This window comes from Paenibacillus glucanolyticus NBRC 15330 (assembly GCF_004000885.1).
Lineage (GTDB): Bacteria > Bacillota > Bacilli > Paenibacillales > Paenibacillaceae > Paenibacillus_AQ > Paenibacillus_AQ glucanolyticus.
This window is the reverse complement of sequence record NZ_BIMC01000024.1, coordinates 1-23,792: the sequence shown is the minus strand read 5'-3', so window position 1 is coordinate 23,792 and position 23,792 is coordinate 1. Positions and strand designations below refer to the sequence as shown.

The 23,792-nt window shown below is 52.6% G+C and carries 22 protein-coding genes; 13 read left to right on the top strand and 9 right to left on the bottom strand.

Going from position 1 to position 23,792, the window contains the following annotated elements:
• Nucleotides 1–27: 27 nt before the first annotated feature.
• A complete protein-coding gene (locus PGL02S_RS24440) occupies nt 28–789 on the bottom strand; it encodes a kanamycin nucleotidyltransferase C-terminal domain-containing protein (protein ID WP_006207626.1) in 762 nt (253 codons plus the stop codon).
• Between the two features lie 196 nt (nt 790–985).
• On the opposite strand from PGL02S_RS24440, the gene PGL02S_RS24435 reads away from it, so the two are divergent.
• Complete coding sequence (locus PGL02S_RS24435; protein ID WP_036644340.1) at nt 986–1,699, top strand: methyltransferase domain-containing protein; 714 nt, start codon at nt 986–988, stop codon at nt 1,697–1,699.
• A 95-nt stretch (nt 1,700–1,794) separates the two neighbouring features.
• Here the strand turns inward: PGL02S_RS24435 and PGL02S_RS24430 are convergent, their stop codons facing one another.
• From PGL02S_RS24430 to PGL02S_RS29155, 3 genes are all read right to left on the bottom strand, one after another.
• Nucleotides 1,795–2,412 carry a GyrI-like domain-containing protein gene (locus PGL02S_RS24430; RefSeq protein WP_036644342.1) on the bottom strand — a complete coding sequence of 206 codons (618 nt, stop codon included), beginning with the start codon at nt 2,410–2,412 and terminating at the stop codon, nt 1,795–1,797.
• An 87-nt stretch (nt 2,413–2,499) separates the two neighbouring features.
• Entirely contained in the window at nt 2,500–3,288 is a 789-nt protein-coding gene (locus PGL02S_RS24425) for a helix-turn-helix transcriptional regulator (RefSeq protein ID WP_051449361.1), read from the bottom strand.
• The gene (locus PGL02S_RS29155; protein ID WP_081742873.1) at nt 3,270–3,470 is read right to left on the bottom strand and encodes a helix-turn-helix transcriptional regulator; all 201 of its coding nucleotides are present in this window, start codon (nt 3,468–3,470) and stop codon (nt 3,270–3,272) included. Before PGL02S_RS29155 ends, PGL02S_RS24425 begins: the two co-directional genes overlap by 19 nt.
• Before the next feature lie 214 nt (nt 3,471–3,684).
• Between PGL02S_RS29155 and PGL02S_RS24415 the strand changes: the two genes are divergently transcribed.
• Both PGL02S_RS24415 and PGL02S_RS24410 read left to right on the top strand, forming a co-directional pair.
• Entirely contained in the window at nt 3,685–4,293 is a 609-nt protein-coding gene (locus PGL02S_RS24415) for a TetR family transcriptional regulator (protein WP_376165456.1), read from the top strand.
• Between the two features lie 314 nt (nt 4,294–4,607).
• Nucleotides 4,608–5,351 (top strand): SDR family oxidoreductase, encoded by a 744-nt coding sequence (locus PGL02S_RS24410; protein ID WP_036644343.1) that lies wholly within the window; start codon nt 4,608–4,610, stop codon nt 5,349–5,351.
• A 173-nt stretch (nt 5,352–5,524) separates the two neighbouring features.
• On the opposite strand, the gene PGL02S_RS24405 is transcribed toward PGL02S_RS24410, so the two are convergent.
• Complete coding sequence (locus PGL02S_RS24405; RefSeq protein ID WP_036644344.1) at nt 5,525–6,103, bottom strand: LOG family protein; 579 nt, start codon at nt 6,101–6,103, stop codon at nt 5,525–5,527.
• 225 nt (nt 6,104–6,328) lie between these two features.
• On the opposite strand from PGL02S_RS24405, the gene PGL02S_RS24400 reads away from it, so the two are divergent.
• On the top strand, nt 6,329–6,646 hold the full coding sequence (locus PGL02S_RS24400) for a MazG nucleotide pyrophosphohydrolase domain-containing protein (protein ID WP_036644346.1): 318 nt from the start codon (nt 6,329–6,331) through the stop codon (nt 6,644–6,646).
• Nucleotides 6,647–6,830: 184 nt separating this feature from the next.
• Here the strand turns inward: PGL02S_RS24400 and PGL02S_RS24395 are convergent, their stop codons facing one another.
• The 3 genes from PGL02S_RS24395 to PGL02S_RS24385 form a co-directional block, all read right to left on the bottom strand.
• Nucleotides 6,831–7,808 (bottom strand): electron transfer flavoprotein subunit alpha/FixB family protein, encoded by a 978-nt coding sequence (locus tag PGL02S_RS24395; protein WP_036644347.1) that lies wholly within the window; start codon nt 7,806–7,808, stop codon nt 6,831–6,833.
• A 270-nt stretch (nt 7,809–8,078) separates the two neighbouring features.
• Nucleotides 8,079–8,846 carry an electron transfer flavoprotein subunit beta/FixA family protein gene (locus PGL02S_RS24390; RefSeq protein WP_036644348.1) on the bottom strand — a complete coding sequence of 256 codons (768 nt, stop codon included), beginning with the start codon at nt 8,844–8,846 and terminating at the stop codon, nt 8,079–8,081.
• A gap of 38 nt (nt 8,847–8,884) precedes the next feature.
• On the bottom strand, nt 8,885–9,475 hold the full coding sequence (locus tag PGL02S_RS24385) for a TetR/AcrR family transcriptional regulator (protein ID WP_036644349.1): 591 nt from the start codon (nt 9,473–9,475) through the stop codon (nt 8,885–8,887).
• A 451-nt stretch (nt 9,476–9,926) separates the two neighbouring features.
• Between PGL02S_RS24385 and PGL02S_RS24380 the strand changes: the two genes are divergently transcribed.
• From PGL02S_RS24380 to PGL02S_RS24370, 3 genes are all read left to right on the top strand, one after another.
• Complete coding sequence (locus tag PGL02S_RS24380; protein ID WP_036644350.1) at nt 9,927–12,107, top strand: heterodisulfide reductase-related iron-sulfur binding cluster; 2,181 nt, start codon at nt 9,927–9,929, stop codon at nt 12,105–12,107.
• Nucleotides 12,104–14,545 carry a 3-hydroxyacyl-CoA dehydrogenase/enoyl-CoA hydratase family protein gene (locus tag PGL02S_RS24375; protein ID WP_036644351.1) on the top strand — a complete coding sequence of 814 codons (2,442 nt, stop codon included), beginning with the start codon at nt 12,104–12,106 and terminating at the stop codon, nt 14,543–14,545. The genes PGL02S_RS24380 and PGL02S_RS24375 overlap by 4 nt, the downstream gene beginning before the upstream one ends.
• 245 nt (nt 14,546–14,790) lie before the next feature.
• Complete coding sequence (locus tag PGL02S_RS24370) at nt 14,791–15,981, top strand: acetyl-CoA C-acyltransferase (RefSeq protein ID WP_036644353.1); 1,191 nt, start codon at nt 14,791–14,793, stop codon at nt 15,979–15,981.
• A gap of 449 nt (nt 15,982–16,430) precedes the next feature.
• On the opposite strand, the gene PGL02S_RS28925 is transcribed toward PGL02S_RS24370, so the two are convergent.
• Nucleotides 16,431–16,553, bottom strand: a complete 123-nt coding sequence (locus PGL02S_RS28925) for a hypothetical protein (protein WP_255308667.1) — start codon at nt 16,551–16,553, stop codon at nt 16,431–16,433.
• A gap of 86 nt (nt 16,554–16,639) precedes the next feature.
• Between PGL02S_RS28925 and PGL02S_RS24365 the strand changes: the two genes are divergently transcribed.
• The 6 genes from PGL02S_RS24365 to rnr form a co-directional block, all read left to right on the top strand.
• Nucleotides 16,640–18,430 (top strand): acyl-CoA dehydrogenase family protein, encoded by a 1,791-nt coding sequence (locus PGL02S_RS24365; protein WP_036644355.1) that lies wholly within the window; start codon nt 16,640–16,642, stop codon nt 18,428–18,430.
• Between the two features lie 76 nt (nt 18,431–18,506).
• The gene (locus PGL02S_RS24360; protein ID WP_036644357.1) at nt 18,507–20,186 is read left to right on the top strand and encodes a long-chain-fatty-acid--CoA ligase; all 1,680 of its coding nucleotides are present in this window, start codon (nt 18,507–18,509) and stop codon (nt 20,184–20,186) included.
• Nucleotides 20,187–20,189: 3 nt separating this feature from the next.
• Nucleotides 20,190–20,375, top strand: a complete 186-nt coding sequence (locus PGL02S_RS28395; RefSeq protein ID WP_036644360.1) for a hypothetical protein — start codon at nt 20,190–20,192, stop codon at nt 20,373–20,375.
• A gap of 20 nt (nt 20,376–20,395) precedes the next feature.
• On the top strand, nt 20,396–20,845 hold the full coding sequence (locus tag PGL02S_RS24355) for a PaaI family thioesterase (RefSeq protein ID WP_006207642.1): 450 nt from the start codon (nt 20,396–20,398) through the stop codon (nt 20,843–20,845).
• A 320-nt stretch (nt 20,846–21,165) separates the two neighbouring features.
• Nucleotides 21,166–21,396, top strand: a complete 231-nt coding sequence (secG, locus tag PGL02S_RS24350) for a preprotein translocase subunit SecG (protein WP_006207643.1) — start codon at nt 21,166–21,168, stop codon at nt 21,394–21,396.
• 195 nt (nt 21,397–21,591) lie between these two features.
• The coding region (gene rnr, locus PGL02S_RS24345) for a ribonuclease R (RefSeq protein ID WP_255308666.1) at nt 21,592–23,792 on the top strand (2,201 nt) is incomplete at its 3' end.

Sequence of the window (23,792 nt, the reverse complement as noted above, 5' to 3'; positions counted from 1 at the left end):
GCCAATGCTGCAAAGCAAAAGCTCCCATTAGAATGGAAGCTCTTTTGATTTATATTCAATATTCATTTTTTCATACCATGTGTTAAGACCGGTCCAGAGCCGTTCACACAGCTCATAGAGATGATCGATCTGGAGAAGCTGGCCGCGCATCACCAATTGCGCCAACTCATCATACCCCGAAGGTCTGGATTCCAAGGACAGCGATTCCTCCAGCGTTTTGGCTCTTGTATTATAAAATGTTCGGTTGGCGAGTCCAATCAGTTTGGCCGTCTGCCATGTCAGATCCTTTGCGCCCAGTGGCAGGTAACAGAGGTTCCCGGCTTGGACATTGTTCCGTATTTTGCCCATCGTTTCGTAGGGCTCCCAGATCATGAACTCCCGCATCGTTTCTCTAATGGCTTCGTCTGAAACCTGAAGGGGCAATTCTCGGATTTCCTCCAACAGATTGGTTGGGTCGTAGAGTTCCTGTAAATGTACGTAGGCGCCGGCTGTAATAGCCCAGGAATCATCCACAGACGATGCTGCTTTGAATATTTCACCTTTTTGTACCATGCCGATTTCGATTTTGAAGGGATCGTATATGAATTCGTGGCCAGGCAGGGATACCCCGTCCTTCGTGACAACTCGAAGTTCAATATCCGAGTATGGGCCATCTATTCCCTGCGCGATCGAGCCGTACAAGCCAATGGCCAAAATATCATCGCCATGCAGTTGAAGCAGTCGGTCTTTCATTTGATGAATGATGTTCATTTTCTCTTCTCTGGTCGTAGCGGCTGGATAAGGTAACATAGGACAATCTCCTTCGAAGAAAGTTAATTATCTACATTATAGTATAAATACGACCGCTGAACCCGTCGTGAAATTCAGGATTCTGTGAAATGATGAAATTGTTATTCCGATTTTCCATGTTATGGTAGTATATACTTGTGGGTAAACAGGAAACTGTAGCGTCCGCAGTCAAATCATATAGCTGAGGTGAGAAGAGATGAGCAGAGATAAGCAGAGTGCAGGTAAGACCAAGCAGGAACTGGATCGGGTTGTGTTCATTGGCCGCACGTTTGAAGAGTATAACAACATGTTTGATTTGCACATGGAGGAGCTTATCGGAAAAAGGATTCTGGATTGTCCCGGGGGAGCGTGTTCGTTCACCGCACACGGTTCGAGGCTTGGACTCGATATTACCGCAAGCGATATAACCTATGATCACAAGCCTGATGATCTGGAGCGCAAGGGATTGCAGGATATCCGGCATGCCATGGAAACGATAGAACGGGCGAAGAGCAATTATGTCTGGGATTATTATGGAGATGTGGAGGGGCTTAGCCGACATCGCCATCAAGCACTCCAGGATTGCGTGCAGCATATGAGGGAGCTTCCGCGGCGCTACGTCGCTGCGGTTCTGCCGGAGCTGCCTTTCAAAGACGAAGAGTTTGATCTGGTGCTGTCCGCCCATTTTCTGTTTATGTACAGCGACCGCTTGGATTATGACTTTCACAAGCAGACGATACAGGAGCTGCTGCGGGTCGCCTCGGAGGAGGTCCGCATCTTTCCGTTAACCGATTTAACGGGATCCCGTTACGACCATCTGGATCGCTTGATTCACGAGCTGGAGGCTGAAGGCCTGCGGGTGACGGAGAACAAGGTGCCTTACGAGTTTATGCGAAACGGCAGCTCGCTGCTGAGCATCCGCAAGTTATAGATATGGGGGAGCCGGTTATGTACCGGCTTCCTCTTTTGGTTGGGGATGGTGGCTGTCGTCAGCACAACAGATTGTACCGTATTCACTGAACCCATCTATTGCTCCTGTCTTACAGGAGCACGAAGAATGGTTTTCATGGAGGAGGAGGCGGCTTTTCGGGGGTCGGATAAATAAATCTCATGGTGCAGTCCGTTCGGGACGTAAGCATGCTGTTTCATGAATGCATACATTTTCGCCAGCGTATCCGGCTCTGTGCTGTAGGGGCCGATATGCATGATTTCGACGCATAGCCCCTCATGTATTGTCTCCAATACCACTCGCTGAATGGGTTCCAGATGATTTTTCTTGGAGAAGGCTTTGTCCCGAGCGGAGTCCACGATCTCCGGGGTGACAAACGCCGGCATCCGAATGAGCAGCTTCCAATACCATTCCTCTTTCGGAACCTCCAAACCATACTGATCCGATTCCACCCACCATTGTCCCTCAAGTTTAGGAACCGTAAAATCCTGAATTTCCGTCTTGCAATATCCCTTAACTCCATAAGCGACCGTATACAGCGCCTCGGTAGCATCCTCGAACATGGAGCTTTCGGGTGCGCCTTGGCCTGCTAATGACAGATAGGGCAGGGGATCATATTGCACAAGCTCAGGCGTGTTTCCGGCTGTGTAATAGGTTTTATCGCTTTTGGTCAGATCGAGTTTAGGAAGCAGCATACGAATCTCTCCTTTTTGCTCATGAATTATGCCTATCATAAAATAACTTCACTGACTGCATGAGAGTCAGTGAAGTTGTTCAAAAGATTATTCATCGTAATAATTCGCAAGATCCCTTGCCGTTTCGGAGAGAGCGCTGCGCAGCTCCTTCGGTTCAAGCACGTTGATTGATCTGCCAAAAGAAAGCAGGAGATACGGCATGTATTTCATCATCCGGCCAGGCTGTATATGGAACTCGGCTTCATACTCAATTCTTCTGACGACAAGATAAGGCTGTAGAAACCACTGGTTGCATATCGCGTCCAGCGCTTCGGTATGACCCTGAAGGCGCACGGTCACAGACGGCGTATCCATGGTTACCTGATCCTGATGTTCATGAACATTGCTCAGGTAGTCTTGGACCGAGAAATGCTCCGGCATTTCAAATGTGCGACCTGTTAACGACAGGCTCTTCATCCGGTCCACTCGGAACACGCGGAGGGCTTTCCGTGTATGGCAGTAAGCAGTCAAATACCACTTGCCGAGACGGTAGATGAGACCATAGGGATCGATGTGGCGTTCTTGAGCGGAACTGCTGGATGACTTCGCATAGTGAAGGATCAGCGTTTCCCGTTTAGCGACAGCTTGCTCTAACTCACGCAATAGGGGCTGAAGCAGGATGCCCTGTGAAGAGGAAAGGACATTAATACTGCCGACATGACGCCTCAAGTCCTCCAATTGGGATTCCTGAAGCCGGTGCTCAATCTTGGAAAGTGCTTTTTCAAGAGCATCCGTAAAAGGGTAGTCCGCATGCCGGGCTAGGAGCGCACTGTGTTCCATGGCCTTAAGCTCGGTTAATTCGAAGAACAAAGGCACGCTCAAAAAAGTATCAGGCAACCTAAAGCCCCCCCATGCCCGGATTCGGATATAATGGGGACTCCGCTCACACCCAGTGTGTCGATATATCGATAGACCGTTCGGACACTTAACTCAAGTCTCTCGGCCAATTGTTCAGCTGTCATTTTTTCATGGGATCGAAGTAACCACAGAATGGAGAGCAGATAGTCCAGTTTAGCCATGGTCCACACTCGCTTTCTTAACGTTATTTTAGGTTGTGGTTTCCGGATGAATGATCATATTATACCAATCCATGCATGGGAGTGACCAAGAAGATGAAGAAGATCCATATGGATATCGAAGGCTTGTTTGTTATAATGTGTTCAGCAGAGAGAGGGGGCGTGAGAATGGGGTTGAGGGATGATGTCTATCATTCACCATCGCTCATTGAAATATATGTCACATGATCAGCCTTTAACGAAAGAAGCCATATTAGATGCGGCCGAACAGACGCTGCGGCGTTATGGTCCTGAGAAAACATCGGTTGTCGACGTTGCCAAAGCGCTTCAGGTCAGCCATGGCTCCCTGTATCGGCATTTTCCCAGCAAAGCGGCCCTCAGGGAAGCCGTTACCGAGCGCTGGCTGCAGCGGATTGCAGATCCGTTGCAAGAAATTGCAGACGGAACGGATGGCAGCGCCGCTGATCGATTGCGGTTATGGATGGATACTCTCATCCGGACCAAGCGGAATTACGTTCTGGAAGACCCCGAGATGTTTGCCATGTACACCACCGTGACGCTGGATGCCGTCATGATGATTGATACGCATGTGAAGTTATTGAGCGGGCAGATTGCCCAGATCATCAAGCAAGGAATGCGTGCCGGTGAATTTAAGTCGGGCGAGCCGGAGCCGGTGGCCAAGGCCTTGTTCATGGCAACGTCCCAGTTCCATCATCCGGCGCATGCCTATCAGTGGAGCTCCAGCGAGATTGAAGCAGATTTTGACTCGGTATGGGCGTTATTGCTGTCGGGAATCATGAAATCAACCGTTAACGGGTCTGAATAATGCGAAAAATGGAATAAGGCCTGTTCGACGGTCATCCTAAAGGTTCATGCTGCCCTTGGAGAAGCGTGGTAAGATCGTTCCCTATGTAAAAAAGATGCTGATCCTGGCGATACTCGCATGGAAGAGCATCTTTTTTGTATGCATTTATCAAGTGAATGAATGACAAATATATAAAATTGTCACTTGTTATTTGTTAGGACTCGGCATATAATCAATGGCGAATAAGATACCTATAGGTCCTTGATCCATCCTGATGACATATTCACGCACCAGCATTTACAGATATACAAATTCGCATGCGGGGGGCTTTTATCATGAAAAACAGCTTGATTGGCAAAGTAGCCATCGTAACCGGCGCATCAAGAGGCATAGGACGCGAAATTGCAATAGTGCTTGCGGAGAACGGGGCCAAGGTCGTTATAAACTATGCGAACAGCCCGGCCAAAGCAGAGGAAGTTGTGAGCAGCATTAAGTTGCGCGGTGGCGAAGCAGTGGCGATTCAAGCCGATATCAGCCAAGTGGCGGAGATCGAGATGCTGTTCCGTCAAACCTTGGAGGTTTATGGTGGAATGGATATCCTGGTGAACAATGCGGGGATCATGACAACCAAGCCGATCGCGTCCATGACGGAGGAGGATTTCGATAAGCAGTTCGCGATTAACGTGAAGGGAACTTATTTTGCGATTCAGCAGGCCTTTCAGCATATGAATTCGGGCGGCCGCATTATCAATTTCTCGACGTCGGTGGCTGGACAGATGTTCCCGTCTTACAGCGTATATGCAGGCACGAAGGGCGCTGTGGAGCAGTTTACGCGTCAGTTGGCCAAAGAATTCGGTCCCAAAGGCATCACGATTAACGCGGTGGCTCCCGGGCCGATCCATACGGAACTGTTCATGGAAGGCAAGTCGGAGGAACAGATTGCGGGCATCGTGAACATGAATGCCTTCGGACGTCTGGGTGAACCGGATGATGTCGCAGGAGTGGTATTGTTTCTGGCTGGCGAGGAGTCAAAATGGATCACGGGTCAAACACTCCGCGTGAACGGGGGATTCGTGTAAAATCCGCGACGTTAATCAGGATGTGCGAGGATAAGAGAAAAGCACCGGGATTCCCGGTGCTTTTTGTGTACCCAATGACAGTGATGGCTGTTGTTGGATTTCCTTATGAGCCTGCGCATTCAAGGATGTATCCTGACCGAGGGAGTCCGGTGGTCATATCCGGCAAATGGTTTCTACTCAAGGTCTTTCCACTTCATGTCCAGCGTCGGCGGCGTGTAGCTGTCCATGAGTTCCAGCAGCTTGAGCGGGTCATTGGATATATTGATCAGGTTTAAGTGGGAGGCATTGGAGAAGCCCTCTGTGATGCTGTACTGAATCAGCTTCATGAACGGTTCGAAATAATCCCGGATGCTCAGCAGTCCGATCGGCTTCTGGTGAATCCCGATTTGGGACCAGCACAATACCTCGAACAATTCCTCATAGGTTCCAAAACCGCCCGGCATGGCAATAAAACCGTCGGACAGTCTCGACATCGTTGCTTTGCGCTCATGCATGTCAGCGACTTCAATGAGCTGGGTCAGCTCGGTATGTACAATCTCGCCTTTGAACAGCCCCCTGGGCATGACTCCGATGACCTCGCCGCCATTTTGCAATACGGCATCAGCCACTTCGCCCATCAATCCGATTCTGGAGCCGCCGTACACAAGCTTGTATTGGCTGTGGGCAATATGTCTGCCAAGCTCGGCCGCCCTCGCTTTATAATCGGGATGTTCACCCATGTTGGATCCTGCAAATACGCATATAGATTTCAATTCGCACACTCCTTAACCAGATGTTGATATTATAATGAAGTAATTATACTATATATAGTGATCTATGTCATGGAACGCAGGGATACATATCGCTTCAATGTTAGGTTTGCCTCTCTTAGCTTATGACATACGTGTTAACATGATCTTGAGTTTGATCTCGAATTATGTAAAAAAATTAGGGGATGGGTTGGTTCATCCCAAGGAATCGCGGAGGTAGCACAAGCTATGGATATGAATGAGGCGCAGCAATGGATTAAGCAGTTTTACGGGGAGCGAGGCTGGACCGGGTACGGCCCCTTTATTCGGGTCGGATTCTTGATGGAGGAGACAGGGGAAACGGCACGTGCCGTCCGCGCTTATGAGATTGGCAGGGATCGGCCCGATGAGGAGGCCCAGTCCAGGGAACGGCTCAAGCAGGATTTGGTGGAGGAGATCGGCGACGTGCTCGGTAACATTTCGCTGCTGGCCGATCTCTATGATATCACGCTGGAAGAAGCATTCACGGCCCATCAGCACAAGCTGCTGAAGCGGTTTGGCTCTTAATGGAGATATGGGATAGAGTCTGTTTCGCAAGCAGGTGGTAAGGAAGTCCCTGGAAAACTCTTAATTCCAAAGGCGTGCCTACCACAGAATGACGCAGCAAAGAAGGCTGCCCCCAAGGTCCCTTGGACGATGGGGTGCAGCCTATTGACGTTGTATGATCACATGAAGTCGTTATGACAAAATGTTATGACACCAGCACTTTGCGGAACTCCTGCGTCAGCAAGGGAACGATATCGAACAGGTCGCCGACGATGCCGTAATCCGCCACTTTGAAGATAGGAGCCTCGGGGTCTTTATTGATGGCAATAATGACCCGGGATTGGCTCATGCCCGCCAAATGCTGGATGGCTCCGCTAATGCCGCAGGCAATATAAATTTCGGGTGTGACCACTTTGCCCGTCTGCCCGATCTGGAGCGCGTAATCGCAGTAGCCGGCATCGCACGCACCGCGCGATGCGCCGACGGCGCCGCCGAGCAGGTCCGCCAGCTCCTCCAGCGGCTGGAAGCCTTCCGCGCTCTTGACGCCGCGACCGCCGGAAATGACGATTTTAGCTTCCGAGAGGTCGATTTTTCCCGTGGTCTTGCGAACGACGTCCTTTACCACGGAGCGGAGGGAGGGGGCCGGGTAAGCGATGTCCTCAATGCTCGTGCTTGCACCTTCTACGGCTTTCGCGGCAGGAATATTGTTCGGACGCACCGTTACGACCCATGGCCCGTTCTGGAACACACGTTTCTCAAAAGCTTTGCCCGCATAGAGCGGGCGAGTGAACACCGCTTCTCCAGCTTCGTTCTCGATTGCCGTCACGTCGGAAATCTGTCCGGCATTCAGGGACGCGGCTACCAGCGGGGCCAAATCACGGCCAATGGCCGTATGCCCGAAGAGCACCGCATCCGGCCGCGCCTGATGAATAACGGCCTCAATGGCCGCCATATAAGCCTCAGGATTATAACTTTCCAGATCATCATGCTCGACAGTATAGATCGTATCAGCACCATATCCGTTCAGGGCCGATACGGCTTCCGTAATGTTGGCTCCTGCAACCAGAATGCGGATGCTGTCATCATCAGCTGCAATTAAACGGGCAGCGCCCAAGGTCTCAAGGGCAACCTGCCGCAGCCGTCCATCCCGATTCTCGGCATATACTAATATCGTTTTGCTCATATCATAACCTCCTAAGTTCCAATTGAGATTGAAGTGAAAAGAGTTTTACGATTCCGACTTGTCTTAACAACCAAGCGAATGCAGATGATACTTCAAAATCGCTGTTGGCCCAGAACAATAAAGCAATCAGGCGAAAAGCGTGCATGACGGACAGCCTGTAAACCATACAATCAGAATACATAAGGAATGAGGGCAGGGTGCACTATTGATGTCATGTAACCGCATTCAGAAGTGAGATTCAAAGGGATTCATACGCTCATTCCCTAATACTCAGATCACCTTCGACTGGGTGCGCAGCAAGGATACCAGCTCATGTGCCACTTCGGCAGGCTCACCCTTGAGAATGACTCCGGCACTGCGCTCCGGCGGCAACGACAATTCGCTTTGCTTCGTTGCTGGCTGAATGTCGCCTTCCGATAATCCGAGATCATCCAGCGACAGCGTCTGAAAAGGCTTCTTCTTGGCCTTCATGATACCTGGCAGCGATGGATAGCGAGGTTCATTCAACCCCTGCTGTGCCGTGAAGATAGCAGGCAGCTGAACCTCCAGCACCTCGAGATCGCCTTCGGCGTCCCGGTGTACTTCGGTCGTGGTACCGTTCAGCGTAAGTTTGGTGATGGAGCCGGTATGGGAAATACCGAGGAGACGGGCAAGGCGAATCGCCACTTGGCCTGAACCGCGGTCCACCGAGAAGTTGCCGCCGAGGATCAGGTCCGGGTTTTCCCTGGACAAATACGCATGCAGCACCTTCGATACCGCATACTCATCGTCTGGAATCCGCTCATCGGAGATCAGCACGGCATCATCAGCACCCATCGCGAGCGCGGTCCGAAGGGCCTCTGCGGTACGTTCCGGTCCGACGGACAGGAGTGTTACGCTGCCGCTATGGTCATCCCGAAGCTTCACGGCTTCTTCCACAGCATATTCATCATACGGATTGATTACAAATTTCACCCCATCCTCGGCAATCGATCCGTTTTCAATCGTGATTTTTTCCTCTGTGTCAAAGGTCTGTTTAAGCAGTACTACAATCTTCATCGGTTAAACTCTCCCTTCAATATGAATATCAGCAGGACTTATTGTCCGCTGGAAACACCGTTCAGAAAAAAGCTGAGCGTCTCCTCCGCCTGATCGGACAGAGAATATTTGCGGCCGGAGATCAGCCAAGAGGTTACCGCTTCGTCCATGGCGCCAAATATCAGATTGCGCACCAGCTTGATGTTCAGATCGGAACGGAATTTCTGTTCTTTAATACCCTGTTCCAGGATATTCTCGATCAGCACAATATATGGCTTAAGCGCGTTGCCAATTTCCTTCCGAAGTTCCAAATCGCTCTGCCGCAGCTCAATCTGTGTGACATAAGCGAATTCGGGATTGCTCTCCAGCTCGGAAAAATGAATGCTGCACACCGTACGCAGCGCTTCCACCGCGTCCGCGGTGCCTTCCACACTTTCGTGGAATTTGCCGACCAGCTCGCCGAGCTTCTCCTGGAACAGGCAAATGAGGATATCCTCTTTCCTCTTAAAATACAAATAGATGGTGCCGTCTGCTACGCCGGCAGCCTTGGCAATCTTGGATACCTGGGACCGGTGATAGCCGTTTTCGGCGAATACTTGCAGGGCGCCCTGGAGAATAAGGTAATATTTATCATTTTTTTTACTTGTCATCTGCTCACCCCGATGTTAGAATACAGTTAAAATTATGAATGAATACTCATTCATTTCTTGTATCCATCATAAAATACGTTCATGTCGTTGTCAACGATGGGTTGCGAAGACCCGGGAATTTGATGAAGCAGGCGTAGAAGGGCAGCAATTAAGGCGTTCATATCAGAGCAATCGACAGCAGTTCAACCGGAAGAAACGAAGCAGCTGGGTATCCGTTAGGCTAGTACAGATGAAGTGATGCAGCTAAGAATTCATGTTCGGTTTAGAGTGGTCGGCAAGGCACGATGTGGAGGTCTATTTTTGCAGCCCCAATGAAAGCGCTTTATATATTGTCCCGACATGGACACCGTGACGAGCCGGATTGTGGAAGGAGTGAACGAGTCTTCGAAATTAAGACTGCACTATTAGAAGAACCAGGGCAGATGATTCTAACGCAAGGGGCTGAAGAGAGATGATTCTACAACTAATCAACGCGCTTCTCTTTGTCGGGATCACCGGCTGGGCAGTGTACATGTTCGCTACGGTGGTGTATCGACGGTACCTGTATATCCGTCTGGGCAAGCCAGCGAATTTGAAGAAGGATATGAAGGAACGCCTGAGCCAGTTCGCCATTCAGGTGTTCGGACAGAGCAAGCTGTTCAAGGACCGCAAGAGCGGTATCATGCACTTTATCGTTTTTTATGGCTTTATCATTTTGCAGTTCGGTGCGCTCGACATTATATGGAAGGGGCTGTCAGGGCACAGCTTGCCGATTCCGGGGCATGGCGGCTTCATCCTCATGCAGGAGATAACGGTGACACTGATCCTGCTGGCAATCGGTTATGCAGCTTACCGGCGTTACGGCGAGAAGCTGAAGCGGCTGAAGCGAGGGTGGAAGCCCAGCATTGTCGTGTTTTTCATCACGGCGCTGATGGCCTCGGTACTGCTGACGATGGCTTTTGAACGGCTTCGGGAAGGACTGGCGTGGTCTGTGATGGCGCCCATCTCATCCAGCATTGCGGCTGTTTTCACCTGGATGCCGCCGGTGGCGGTCACGGTTGGTTATTTCGTGTTCTGGTGGCTCCATCTGCTTATTCTGCTGTCGTTCCTCATCTATGTACCGCAATCGAAGCATTTTCACCTCATTACGGCACCGATCAACATTCTGGTACGCCGCACGGATCCTCCGGGCAAGCTCAGCAAGCTCGATCTGGAGGATGAAGAGGCTGAGGAATTCGGGGTGGGCAAGATTGAGGACTTTACGCAGAAGCAGATGCTCGATTTCTACGCCTGCGTGGAGTGCGGAAGATGCACCAACGTATGTCCGGCATCGAATACAGGCAAGCTGCTGTCGCCGATGCACATGATTGTGAAGCTCAGGGATCATCTGACGGAAAAAGGAGCCGCACTCACCTCCAAATCGGCGTGGATGCCAGCGTCGGTGTTTGGATCGCCCGGTGTTCACTCCATGGCTGCTACGGATTTGGCTCTTGTCGGCTGGAAGGGCGAGGGGATTACTGATATCGGTCCGACAATGGACGTGCAGAAGAGCTCCTGGCATCAAGTCGAGGGGGTAGACCCGAAGGATGTTCAATTGATCGGCGGCGTCATGACGGAGGAAGAGATCTGGGCATGCACCACCTGCCGCAACTGTGAGGATCAATGTCCGGTAGCTAACGAGCATGTCGACAAAATCGTGGATCTCCGGCGCCATCTCGTTCTGATGGAGGGCAGCGTGCCGCAGGAAGGACAGCGCGCGATGCAGAACATCGAGCGTCAGGGCAACCCTTGGGGGATCAGCCGTGCGGATCGCAGCAAGTGGGTGAAGGAGGTTGATCCCGAAGGAACTCTGGAGCTGAAGATTCCTACCGTGAAGGAGAATCCGGATTTTGATGTGCTGTTCTTTGTCGGGTCTATGGGCTCGTATGACAATCGCAGCCGCAAGATTACCCGGGCCTTCGTCCGGCTGATGAACGAAGCAGGCGTCAACTTCGCCATTCTTGGCAACGAGGAGAAGAATTCGGGCGACACGCCGCGCCGCATGGGCAATGAATTTCTGTTCCAGCAGCTGTGCATGGAGAACATCGAGACGTTCCAGAAGTACGATGTGAAGCGAATTGTCACAGCTTGTCCGCATACATTCAATATTTTCAAGAACGAATATCCGGAATTTGGTCTCACGGCCGAAGTGATTCACCATACGGAGCTGCTGGATCAGCTGGTGAAGGAAGGACGTCTTAAGCCACAGTATCAGGTTCAGGAGAAAATCACGTATCATGACTCCTGCTACCTTGGGCGTTATAACGACGTGTATGATCAGCCGCGCGATGTGCTGCGCGCCATTCCGGGCGTCGAGCTGCTGGAGATGGAGCGCAGCCGGGAGAACGGGATGTGCTGCGGCGCCGGCGGCGGTCAGATGTGGATGGAAGAGGACGCTGGCAAGCGCGTGAATCTGGCGCGTACCGAGCAGGCGCTGTCCGTGTCGCCGACCATGATCAGTTCGGCTTGTCCGTTCTGCCTGACGATGCTGGAGGATGGCACGAAGCTGAAGGAAGTGGAAGAAAGCGTCAAAACGCGAGATATCGCGGAAATCTTGGAATTATCCGTATTCGGTCTATCTGAAATCCATGAACAGGAGGTCGTTGTGCAATGAGTAATACCATTACCAAAGAAGTCGTCAGCGGTTCCGGTGTCGCAGGTCGAAACATAACCAAAGCAGCCGTAATCGGCTCTGGTGTCATGGGGTCGGGTATTGCCGCCCATCTAGCCAATGCAGGAATTCCCTGTCTGCTGCTCGACATCGTTCCGAATTCCTTGACCGCCGAGGAGGAGAAAGCCGGCTTGACGCTGGATCATCCCAAGGTTCGAAGCAGGCTTGCAGCCAAGGCCGTTGCGGCACTGCCTAAATCCAGCACGGCCCCGCTGTACAGCGCCGACTTTGTGAGCCGGATCACGCCGGGGAACACGGAGGATCATCTAAGCCAGTTGAAGGATGCAGACTGGATCATTGAAGTGGTCACGGAGCGCCTGGAAATCAAGAAAAGCATCTTCAAGCAGATCGAAGGGGTTCGTAAAGAAGGGGCCATCGTCAGCACGAACACCTCCGGTATTTCCGTTAATGCCATGGTCGAGGATTGCAGCGAGGAATTCCGAAGTCATTTCCTGGGGACCCATTTCTTCAATCCGCCGCGTCATATGAAGCTTCTGGAGATTATCCCGGGCTTTGACACCGATCCGGATATTACGAAGTTCATGGTTGAATTCTGTACGAAGCGCCTTGGCAAAGGGGTTGTTCTGGCAAAGGATACGCCGAATTTCATCTCGAACCGGATTGGCACCTACGGACTCCTCGTTACGCTCCAGGAGATGGTGAAGAACAGCTACACGGTGGAGGAAGTGGATGCGGCCACGGGTCCGATTCTGGGACGCCCGAAGAGTGCAACCTTCCGTACGCTGGATCTTGTGGGCATCGATACGTTTGTCCATGTGGCGAGAAATGTTTACGACTCAGTGCCGGATGGCGCCGAGAAAGACGTGTTCACGGTACCTGATGTGATGAATGAGCTTGTCACCCGCGGCTGGATCGGAGAGAAGGGCGGCCAGGGTTTCTATAAAAAAGTGAAGGGCGATAAAGGCAGTCAGATCTTATCGCTCAACCTGTCAACGATGGAGTACCACCCGAGCGCCAAAATAAGCTCCGCTTCCATCGAAGCCGCGAAAGCGGTGAAGGGAGCCAAACGGAAGATCAAAGCATTCCTGAGTACGCAGGATCGCTACTCGGAGTTGGCCTGGAATGTATTGAAGCAGGTGCTTGTATATGCTGCCGATAAGCTTGGTGAGATCGCGGATTCCATTCAGGACATCGACAACGCGATGAAATGGGGCTTCAACTGGGAGCTCGGTCCATTCGAGACCTGGGATCTGATCGGACTGCCGGAATCGGTGCAGCGCATGGAAGCAGAAGGACTGACCGTCCCAGCTTGGGTGAAGGATTGGATTGCCGCCGGGAATAAGACCTTCTATCAGCAGAAGGACGGCGAGGCGTTCCATTATTTCAAAGGCGAGTACAAAGGGGTGGAGGTTCAGCCGGAGCTGATCTCGCTGCAGACTTTAAAGTCGCAAAACCGGATTATTCGCTCAAACACGGGCGCGAACCTGATTGATCTTGGGGATGGTGTAGCGTGTCTGGAATTCACATCTCCGAATAATGCGATTGGTGCCGATATTCTGGTCATGATTCAGCAGAGCGTCGAAGAGATTCGGGCGAATTACCGCGGGCTCGTGGTCGCAAACGAAGGCCGCAACTTCTGCGTTGGCGCGAACCTGATGCTCATGCTGATGGAAGCGCAGAGCGGTGACTGGGATGAGGTGGATGACATCATCCGTCTGTTCCAAGGCAGCATGATGAAGCTGAAGGGGCTGGAGAAGCCGGTTGTGGCTGCGCCTCACCGGATGACACTCGGCGGCGGCGTGGAAGCGTGCCTGCCGGCCGACCGAATCATCTTCTCGGCGGAGACGTATTTCGGTCTCGTGGAGACAGGGGTGGGTCTCATTCCAGCAGGCGGCGGCTGCAAGGAGCTGGTGCTCATGACCAGCAACCGGCATCCGGATGCGGACCATGATCTCCAGCCGGAGATCAACAGGATCTTCGAGATGGTGGCGATGGCGAAGGCATCGACCAGCGGACATGAAGCGATCCGCATGGGTTATGGACGCAGCGGAGATACGGTGGTCATGAATCAGGATTACCGGATCTATGAAGCGAAGCAGGCGGTCCTTGCGATGGACCGGGCAGGCTATGTGCCGCCACAGCCGGGCAAAGCCCGCGTTGTCGGCCGCGACGGCCGTGCCGTGCTTCAGCTGGGCGCCATCGATATGAAGCGAAGCGGCTACATCAGCGATCATGATCTGCTGATCGCGAAGAAGCTGGCTCATATTCTGACAGGCGGCGATGTTCCTGCTGGAACTATAGTAAGCGAGCAGCACCTGCTCGACCTGGAACGCGAAGCGTTCCTCAGCCTGCTCGGCGAGGCCAAAACCCAGCAGCGCATGCAGCATATGCTGGCAAAGGGCAAGCCGCTGCGTAATTAGGAGTGATGAGAGCTGTTTTGGAGAGAGCTGCTTTACAGTTAAAGATTAGTTATCATTCGTCAAACGCGATTCGATAAATCAACCGGCATACAGTGCGTGGGTGGCAGTTATCCGTGCTGTTGAAGTTAGATCATGGAGGCTCTTGAATTAGCTCCACCCGTTACAAATTCATATCATGGCCGATTAGTGTCCAGCAATCATATCCGAATTGGATTCAACCATTTCAAGTTGATGAGGTGAATGGCATGAGAGAAGCAGTCATAGTATCCCTTGCCCGTACTCCGGTAGGGAAAGCAAAGAAAGGAAGTTTCGCCCAGACGCGCGTAGAGGATCTTGGCAAGGCGGTATTGGAAGCCGTCATTGAGCGTGCGCCGGGTCTAAAAAAAGAGGATGTCGAGGACATCATTCTCGGCTGTGCAATGCCGGAGGGTGAGCAGGGTCTCAACGTAGCGCGGATCATCTCGCTGTATGCAGGATATCCGGTGACGGTCCCTGCCCTGACCGTCAATCGCTTCTGCTCCTCGGGACTGCAAGCGATCGCCTTTGCGGCAGAGCGCATTATGCTTGGCTATGCGGAAGTCATCGTGGCAGGCGGCGTCGAGAGCATGAGCCATGTGCCGATGACCGGCTTCAAGCCAGCACCGCATCCGACAATTGTGGAGGAGATGTCTGAGGTATACATCGGCATGGGACACACCGCAGAGGAGGTGGCCCGCCGCTTTGGCATTACCCGCGAAGCGCAGGATGCCTTCGCGGCCAGCAGCCACGCTAAGGCAGCGGCTGCCATCGCTGAAGGGAAGTTCCGGGACGAGATCGTACCCGTGAACGTATCGCTGGCTGCCGCGGATGAGCAGGGCAAGGTCCGCAGCAGCAACTTCGTCGTGGATACGGATGAAGGGGTGCGGCCGGATACCTCCCCGGAGGTATTGGCAAGGCTCAAGCCGGCCTTTGCCCTCGGCGGTTCCGTTACCGCAGGCAACGCGTCCCAGACGAGCGACGGTGCAGCAGCCGTAGCCGTCATGAGCCGCGAGAAAGCGGAGGAGCTGGGTCTCACGCCGCTGGCTACCTTCAGATCGTTCGCCCTGGCGGGCGTTGAGCCAGAGATTATGGGGGTAGGACCCGTCGAAGCGATCCCGAAAGCGCTGCGCATGGCAGGGATCGAGCTGGATCAAGTGGATGTGTTCGAGATTAACGAAGCGTTCGCTTCGCAATGTCTGCACATCATCCGTGCCTTGGGCATTGACGAGAGCAAGGTCAACGTCAATGGCGGTGCCATTGCGCTCGGTCACCCGCTCGGCTGCACTGGCGCCAAGCTGACCGTCAGCCTCGTCTCCGAGCTCGCCCGCCGCGGCGGCGGTTACGGCGTCGTGAGCATGTGCATCGGCGGCGGTATGGGCGCCGCCGGGGTGTTCGAGGTGCACGCCGCCGGAGCGTAAGGAAGAGGTTAGTGATAGAGGGAAGAGGGACTTGGAGCGTCTCAGCCGGGGCCAATCCCCGAAATAAGTCCACAAAAGGGACTTATACCTCCTGACCAAGGTGCTGAAGGCAGGGAGGGATAGCCACAGTCTAGTATCGGTGAGATCACCTGAAGAACGAATCAATACCTCAACAGTAGTTGATCCCTTAAAGTAGAAATTCCAGATTTTCAATCTATCAAATTCTGTCACGTTACTTATCTGGTCATGGAGCGATGTCCGCTCCGTACATGGACCGGACATCGCACCACTTACTCCAAACCACAGGCGAATGCAATGATAGCCGCAAGTTGGGGGCTTCCGGCAGAGCGTCAGCCCAGCGGAGAGGGCGGAATTGTACTGGAGAAACGAAGTGGTCGCCTTTGATTTTGGATTTCTACTATTAATAGACCCATTCCGGAAATCCAAAATCAACAGCGATCGGAAGGACAATCCGCACGCGCAGCGACCGGTACTATCACCGGATGTACTTGATCGATCGAATGGTCACATACCAGTACAATCCGCGCACGCAGCAACCAGTATTTTTTCACAGCCATGCATTTAAATAGCATCCCAGCACCACCAAGGCAATCCTTGTTTTTCGCCTAATTCCACATTCCGAAAGGGGAAACCAATCATGAGCGATAACCAAACCAAAGAACCGAAAATCAAAGGCGGCAGCTTTGTCATCGACAATCCCGATGTGCAGCGCATTCTGACACCGGAGGATTTCACGGAGGAGCACCGCATGATCGGTGAGACGGTACGTGACTTTATCGAGGGCGAAGTGGTGCCGCATGATGAAGAGCTGGAGAAGCTGAATTATGAGATGACGGTAGACCTGCTTCGCAAAGCCGGTGAGCTGGGCCTGCTGGGGGCGGATGTGCCGGAGCCGTTCGGCGGCATCGGGTTGGATAAAGTCAGCTCCACGATTATTAACGAGAACCTGGCCAAAGGCTCGTCCTTTGCCCTTTCGTTCGGTGCTCATGTCGGAATCGGCACGCTGCCGATCGTGTTCTTCGGCACGACCGAGCAGAAACAGAAGTACCTGCCGGATCTCTCAACCGGTACCAAAATCGCAGCTTACTGTTTAACGGAGCCGACCTCCGGCTCAGATGCGCTGGGTGCCAAAACCACGGCACGCCTGTCCGATGACGGAGAGTATTATATTTTGAACGGATCGAAGCTATATATAACTAACGCCGGATTTGCGGATATCTTTATCGTATACGCCAAGATTGACGGAGAGCACTTCACCGCTTTCATTGTCGAGAAGGAGATGGAAGGCTTCACGCTGGGGCCGGAAGAGAAGAAGATGGGCATCAAGGGCTCCTCGACGCGTCCGCTCTTTTTTGAAGACGTGAAGGTACCGAAGGAGAATCTGCTGGGCGAGATTGGAAAAGGACACCGGATTGCCTTTAACATCCTGAACATCGGACGGTACAAATTGGCAGCCGGCACCGTCGGTGCAGCAAAGGAATCCATTGAGCTGAGCGCGAAATATGCTAATACACGCAAACAGTTCGATACGCCAATCTCGCAGTTCCCGCTCATGCGCAAAAAGCTGGCCGAGATGAACATCACCGCCTTTGTGATGGAGAGCATGGTGTACCGTACCGCAGGACTGCTTGACGAAGCGATGCAGGACATCGATTACAACGGAGAGGATGCGGGAATCCACTCGGCTGCAGCGATCTCCGATTATGCGATTGAATGCTCAATCAACAAGGTGTTCTGTTCGGAAGGACTCGATTTTGTGGCAGATGAAGGGGTTCAGATTCACGGGGGCTACGGGTATATACAAGAATATAAAGTGGAACGCATCTATCGCGACTCCCGCATCAACCGCATCTTCGAAGGCACGAACGAGATCAACCGGCTCCTGATTCCCGGCACACTTGTGAAGAAGGCCATGAAAGGCGAAATCGCGCTTCTGCAGAAAGCGCAGAGCCTCCAAGGCGAGCTGCTGCAGCTGGTGCCAGGTCAAACCTTTGAGGGCACACTGGAGCAGGAAACGCATTTCCTGGACATGAGCAAGAAGATTTTCCTCCTCGCTGGCGGTCTGGCGGTTCAGAAGTTTGGAACGAAGCTGGAGAAAGAACAGGAGGCCTTGTCCAATCTGGCGGATATGATGATTGATATTTATGCCCTCGAGAGTGTATTGCTCCGTACCCGCAAGCAGATTGCCCGCACGTCGGAGGAAAAAGCAGCCAGCATGATCGAGATGACGCAGGTGTATGCATACGAGGCGTTCCAGCGCATGGAAGCACTCGCAAAAGAGACGCTTGCCTCGGTTGAAACCGGCGATATGCTGCGCATGCAGCTGTCGGTGCTCAAGAAACTGACACGCAGCAATCCGGTTGATACGGTGGCGCTCAAGCGCAGCATCGCAGCACGCGTAGTCAAGAACGAACGGTACACGGTATAAACCGCTACCTCAACAGAGAGAGATTTTTCTTGGAGTAGGAAAGAAGGAGCATTCCTTAGGAAAGGGTTGGTTTTGTATGGATGCAAAGCCTTGGCTGCCATTTTATCCACCGGAAGTAGCCCCCGCTTTTGATTATCCGAAACAGAATTTGGCTTCATTTCTCGTGACGTCGGCGCAAAAGTTTCCGGATCGACCGGCGATGTATTTTATGGGCAAAACGATCAATTACAAAAGTCTGCTGGAGTCGTCCTACCGTATGGCGAACGCGCTCCGCAGCAAAGGGATCAAGAAGGGTGACCGGGTAGCGATTATGCTGCCCAACTGCCCGCAGGTGGTCATTTCGTATTATGGCGTGCTCCTTGCCGGAGGCGTGGCCGTGATGACCAACCCGCTCTACATGGAGCGGGAAATCGCGCATCAGATGAAGGATTCCGGTACCAAAATCATCATCACCATGGATATGTTTGTGTCCCGGGTCGAGAACGTGATTGAGGAGACGGAGCTGCAGCATCTCATCGTCACATCCGTGGCGGACTATCTGCCGTTCCCCAAGAACCTCCTGTATCCGATCAAGGCCAAGAAGGATGGTCCTCTTCCTGTTGTCCATTACAGCGACCGTGTTCATGCCTTCAAAAAGCTGCTAGCCGCCTCTTCGAATGAACCGATCTGCGAATCCGTGAACGCCGAGAAGGATTTGGCCCTGCTGCAGTACACCGGCGGCACGACCGGTGTCCCGAAAGGCGTGATGCTGACGCATATGAATCTGATCGCCAATACCGTACAGTCGGCGAACTGGTGCTTCCAGGTCGAGGATGGGAAAGAGCGGTATCTGGCGGCACTCCCTTGTTTTCACGTGTTCGGGCTGACGGTGCTGCTGAATCAAGCGATCTTCCGGGCAGGCTTGCTGATTCTGGTGCCAAAATTTGAAGTGACCATGATCCTGGACCTCATTAAAAAAATGAAGCCGACACTCTTCCCGGGCGCGCCGACCATGTACATTGCCCTGATCAATCATCCGCGGATCAAGGAATATGATCTGTCTTCGATCAATGCCTGCGTCAGCGGCTCTGCCGGGCTTCCGGTTGAGGTGCAGGATAAATTCGAGGAGCTGACGAAGGGCCGGTTGATCGAAGGGTATGGCCTGACCGAGGCTTCGCCGGTGACCCATGTGAATCCGATCTGGGGAAGACGAAAAATCGGCTCGATCGGCGTTCCGGTTCCGGATACCGATGCCAAGGTGGTCGACCCGGATACGGGCGATGAAATGCCGATCGGCGAACCCGGCGAGCTGATCGTGAAAGGGCCGCAGGTGATGATGGGTTATTGGAATCGGCCCGATGAGACCTTTGAGACGCTTCGCAACGGCTGGCTGTTCACGGGCGATATGGCAACGATGGACGAAGAGGGGTATTTTACGATCATCGACCGCAAGAAGGATATGATTATTGCAAGCGGTTTCAATATTTATCCTCGGGAAATCGAGGAGGTGCTGTATGAGCACCCTTCCGTGAAGGAAGCGGTAGTCGTTGGAACCAAGGACGAATATCGCGGAGAAACGGTAAAAGCGTATATCGTTCTGAAGGACGGGGCTTCCCCGGACCCTTCGGGCCTTGAGAAGTTTTGCCGCAGTCAACTGGCTGCGTACAAGGTGCCGCGTCAGTATGTGTTCCGCGACTCGCTGCCGAAGACGATGGTAGGCAAGGTGCTGCGCCGCAAGCTCCTCGAGGAGGAAGAGGAAGGCAGACCGACAGGCTGATGCATGGAATGGGTCATGTTGGATGCTGTCGAGACGGGCGGATTTAATGGAGAAATCGGTCGGAATTATCCCGGACGCAGACCGTTTGCCGTGCAAGCCTCGAGCGGGATGGGAGCGACCGGAATTTCACATCATCACCCCATAAATGGTATGCGGCAGGAATGGAGACCGTATGTAATAATGTCATAAGAAAAAAAGGAGGCGGCCTGATGAATCATACCAATACCAACCCGGACACGAAGGCCGGACAGCCGGAATTCGACCGTGAGGCATACATGGAAGCCATGACCAAAGCGGCAGAGCCCACCTTCTGGGGATATCTCGGCTGCAAGCTTGCGTCTGCCAATTCGGAGGCGGTTGTTGTAACCCTGGATGCACAGCCTCATCATATGAATATGATGGGGATCGTGCATGGAGGCGTGCTCTCTTCATTGATGGATAATGCCATGGGCATTGCGGTCATGCTGGAGCGTCCCGGCGAGTCCACGGTAACTAGCAATCTTAACGTGCATTTTGTCATGCCCGCCAGGGCAGGAATGCTAACCGTAACGGCAAGCATTGTGCACCAGACCCACCGTTCGGTGACAACGGACTGCAAGATTACGAATGAGAAGGGCGATCTTGTCGCGATCAGCACGGGGTCGTTCCGGGTGAAATAAAGCAGCGCAGCTGCTATGGAACCGATGGTCTGTCATCCTTATCCTTTGAAGGAGAAGGAGGCAGGCCGTTTTTTTAAGCGGATTATTTTCAAGGGACATGCTATTGAAGCATGATAGACGTTTAAACCTCACTAGGAAGCTCTGATAGGGGAAAAAACCGATCGAGCAGGGAACAGAATGTTCCGGCCCTTGTTAATCCCTGTTATTCTTGTCAAGTCGATAAAGCTGTGGTACAATGAAAATGCTGTTTTTCATGTAGAATCTAGAATGTCTCTTAAGATAATAAATTCAGATGTTTACATACGTAGGAGGTGGAAGTCATGGTTATTTTTTTTGAAGTGTTGCTTGTTATTTTCTCCATCGGGTTGATTACTGTCGTTCTTCTCCAAAAAGGGAAAAGCGCAGGTCTTGCCGGTGCCATCTCCGGCGGTGCGGAACATCTTTTTGGTAAAACGAAGGCTCGCGGTATGGATCTCGTACTGCAGCGCACAACGGTAGGTCTTGCAGCTGGATTTATGATTTTGGCCATCGTTGTTGCTATGTTGAAATAACAAGAATGTTACCCTCGCTTTTTCACTCTTGGAAGAGCGGGGGTTTTTTATTTGCCTAAAAAATGGAAAATTATATCTTTCGTGTGGATCCGAAGGATACCGCAGATTAATTTCGTGTATACTAGGGTATGTGTATATGAAGGTAAAGAATGGATAGAGGAACGATGAAATTGCAGGTTCCCCGAGGTGATAATCATGATAACTGAACAAATTTTATTGGACTTTATGCGGGAAACTGCATACAAACCGATGACGTACCAGGAATTGGAACAACATTTTGCGATTGAAGACGCCCATGAATTCAGGGAGTTTCTGAAGCTGCTGAATGAGCTTGAGCAATCCGGAAAAATCATCCTGACAAGCACCCAGCGCTATGGCGTGCCGGAACGGATGTCTTTGCTGCGCGGACGTCTGCAGGCCCATGCGAAGGGCTTTGCTTTTCTGATTCCAGACGACCGGGAGCACCCGGATGTGTACATTCATGCCAATGATCTCAAGAGTGCCATGAACGGAGATATCGTCTTAATCAAGATTAGTTCCAAACAAAACGACGGCGGTAAAATGGAAGGCGAAGTTGTCCGTATCTTGACGCGCGCTGTGACGCAAGTGGTCGGCGTGTTCCAGAACCATGAAGCCTATGGCTTCGTGCTGCCGGATGACAAACGGATCAACCGGGATATTTTTATTCCGAAGCATGCCATAAACGGTGCTGTTGATGGCGTGAAGGTTGTGGTGAAGCTGGTCAGCTATCCGGAAGGAAGAGCTGCGGCCGAGGGCGAAGTTGTGGAGATTCTGGGTCACAAGGATGATCCGGGCATCGATATTTTGTCCATTATCCGCAAGCACCAGCTGCCGGAGGGTTTTCCGGAGGAAGTGCTGGCCGAGGCGGATGCAGCGCCGGATTCCATTACGGAAGATGAGATTGTACAGCAGGGCCGCCGCGATCTGCGCGGGCTGAACATTGTGACGATTGACGGCGAAGATGCCAAGGATCTCGATGACGCAGTGAATGTAGAACGTTTGCCGAACGGGAACTTCCGTCTGGGCGTTCATATTGCCGACGTCAGCTATTACGTGCGTGAGCGCTCTGAGCTGGATAAGGAAGCCTATAACCGTGGCTGCAGCGTCTATCTGGTGGATCGGGTGATTCCGATGCTGCCGCACCGTCTATCCAACGGGATTTGCAGTTTGAATCCGCAGGTGGATCGTCTGACAATGTCCTGCGAGATGGAATTCAACGAGCAGATGAAGGTCGTGAAGCACGACATCTTCACCAGTGTAATTCGTACGAAGGAACGGATGACGTACAATAATGTGCGCAAAATTTTGGTGGATGAGGATCCTGAGCTGATCGAGCGCTACAGTGACCTCGTCGATGATTTCCGCTTGATGCGTGAGCTGGCGCTGAAGCTGCGGAATCGCCGGATGCGCCGGGGCGCGGTGGATTTCGATTTTGTGGAATCCAAGGTTATCGTGGATGAGAACGGCAAAGCCGTGGATATCGTCAAAAGAGAACGCTCCATCGCGGAGCAGATCATTGAAGAATTCATGCTGGCCGCCAACGAAACCGTGGCTGAGCATTTCCACTGGCTCAAGGTGCCGTTCATCTACCGGATCCATGAGGACCCGGATCAGGAGAAGCTGCAAAACTTCATGGCGTTCGCGGCCAATTTCGGGCATCAGGTGAAGGGACGGGGCAACTCGATCCATCCGCGCGCCCTGCAAAACCTGCTGGAGGATATTCAAGGCACGAAGGAGCAGACCGTGCTCAGTACGATGATGCTCCGTTCGATGAAGCAGGCGAAATACGATGCGGAGAGCACGGGCCACTTCGGCCTTGCGGCAGAGTATTATTCCCACTTTACGTCTCCGATCCGGCGTTATCCCGATCTGGTCATTCATCGGGTCATCCGGGAAGTGCTGGAGAGCGGCGGTGCGCTCAATGAGAAGCGCCACGAGCATCTGTCCGGCCGGATGGCTGACATTGCGCAGCAATCCTCGGAACGGGAACGTGTGGCCGTGGATGCCGAGCGGGATACGGAAGCGCTCAAGAAAGCGGAGTTCATGCTGGATAAGGTCGGCGAAGAATTCGAAGGCATTATCAGCAGCGTGACCAGCTTCGGCATGTTCATTGAGCTGGAGAATACGGTTGAAGGCTTGATTCGCCTCAGCGCGATGACCGATGATTATTATCACTTCGATGAGGGTCATATGGCGCTCATCGGGGAGCGGACCTCGAAGGTATACCGCATCGGTGATGATGTGAAGGTTCGCGTGGCGAAGGTGAACATGGACGATCACACCATCGATTTTGAGATGGTGGATATGAAGCCGCGCCGTCAAGGGCGCGGCGAAGGCGACCGCGGCGGCAACGGCGGCCGCGGGTTTGGTGCCCG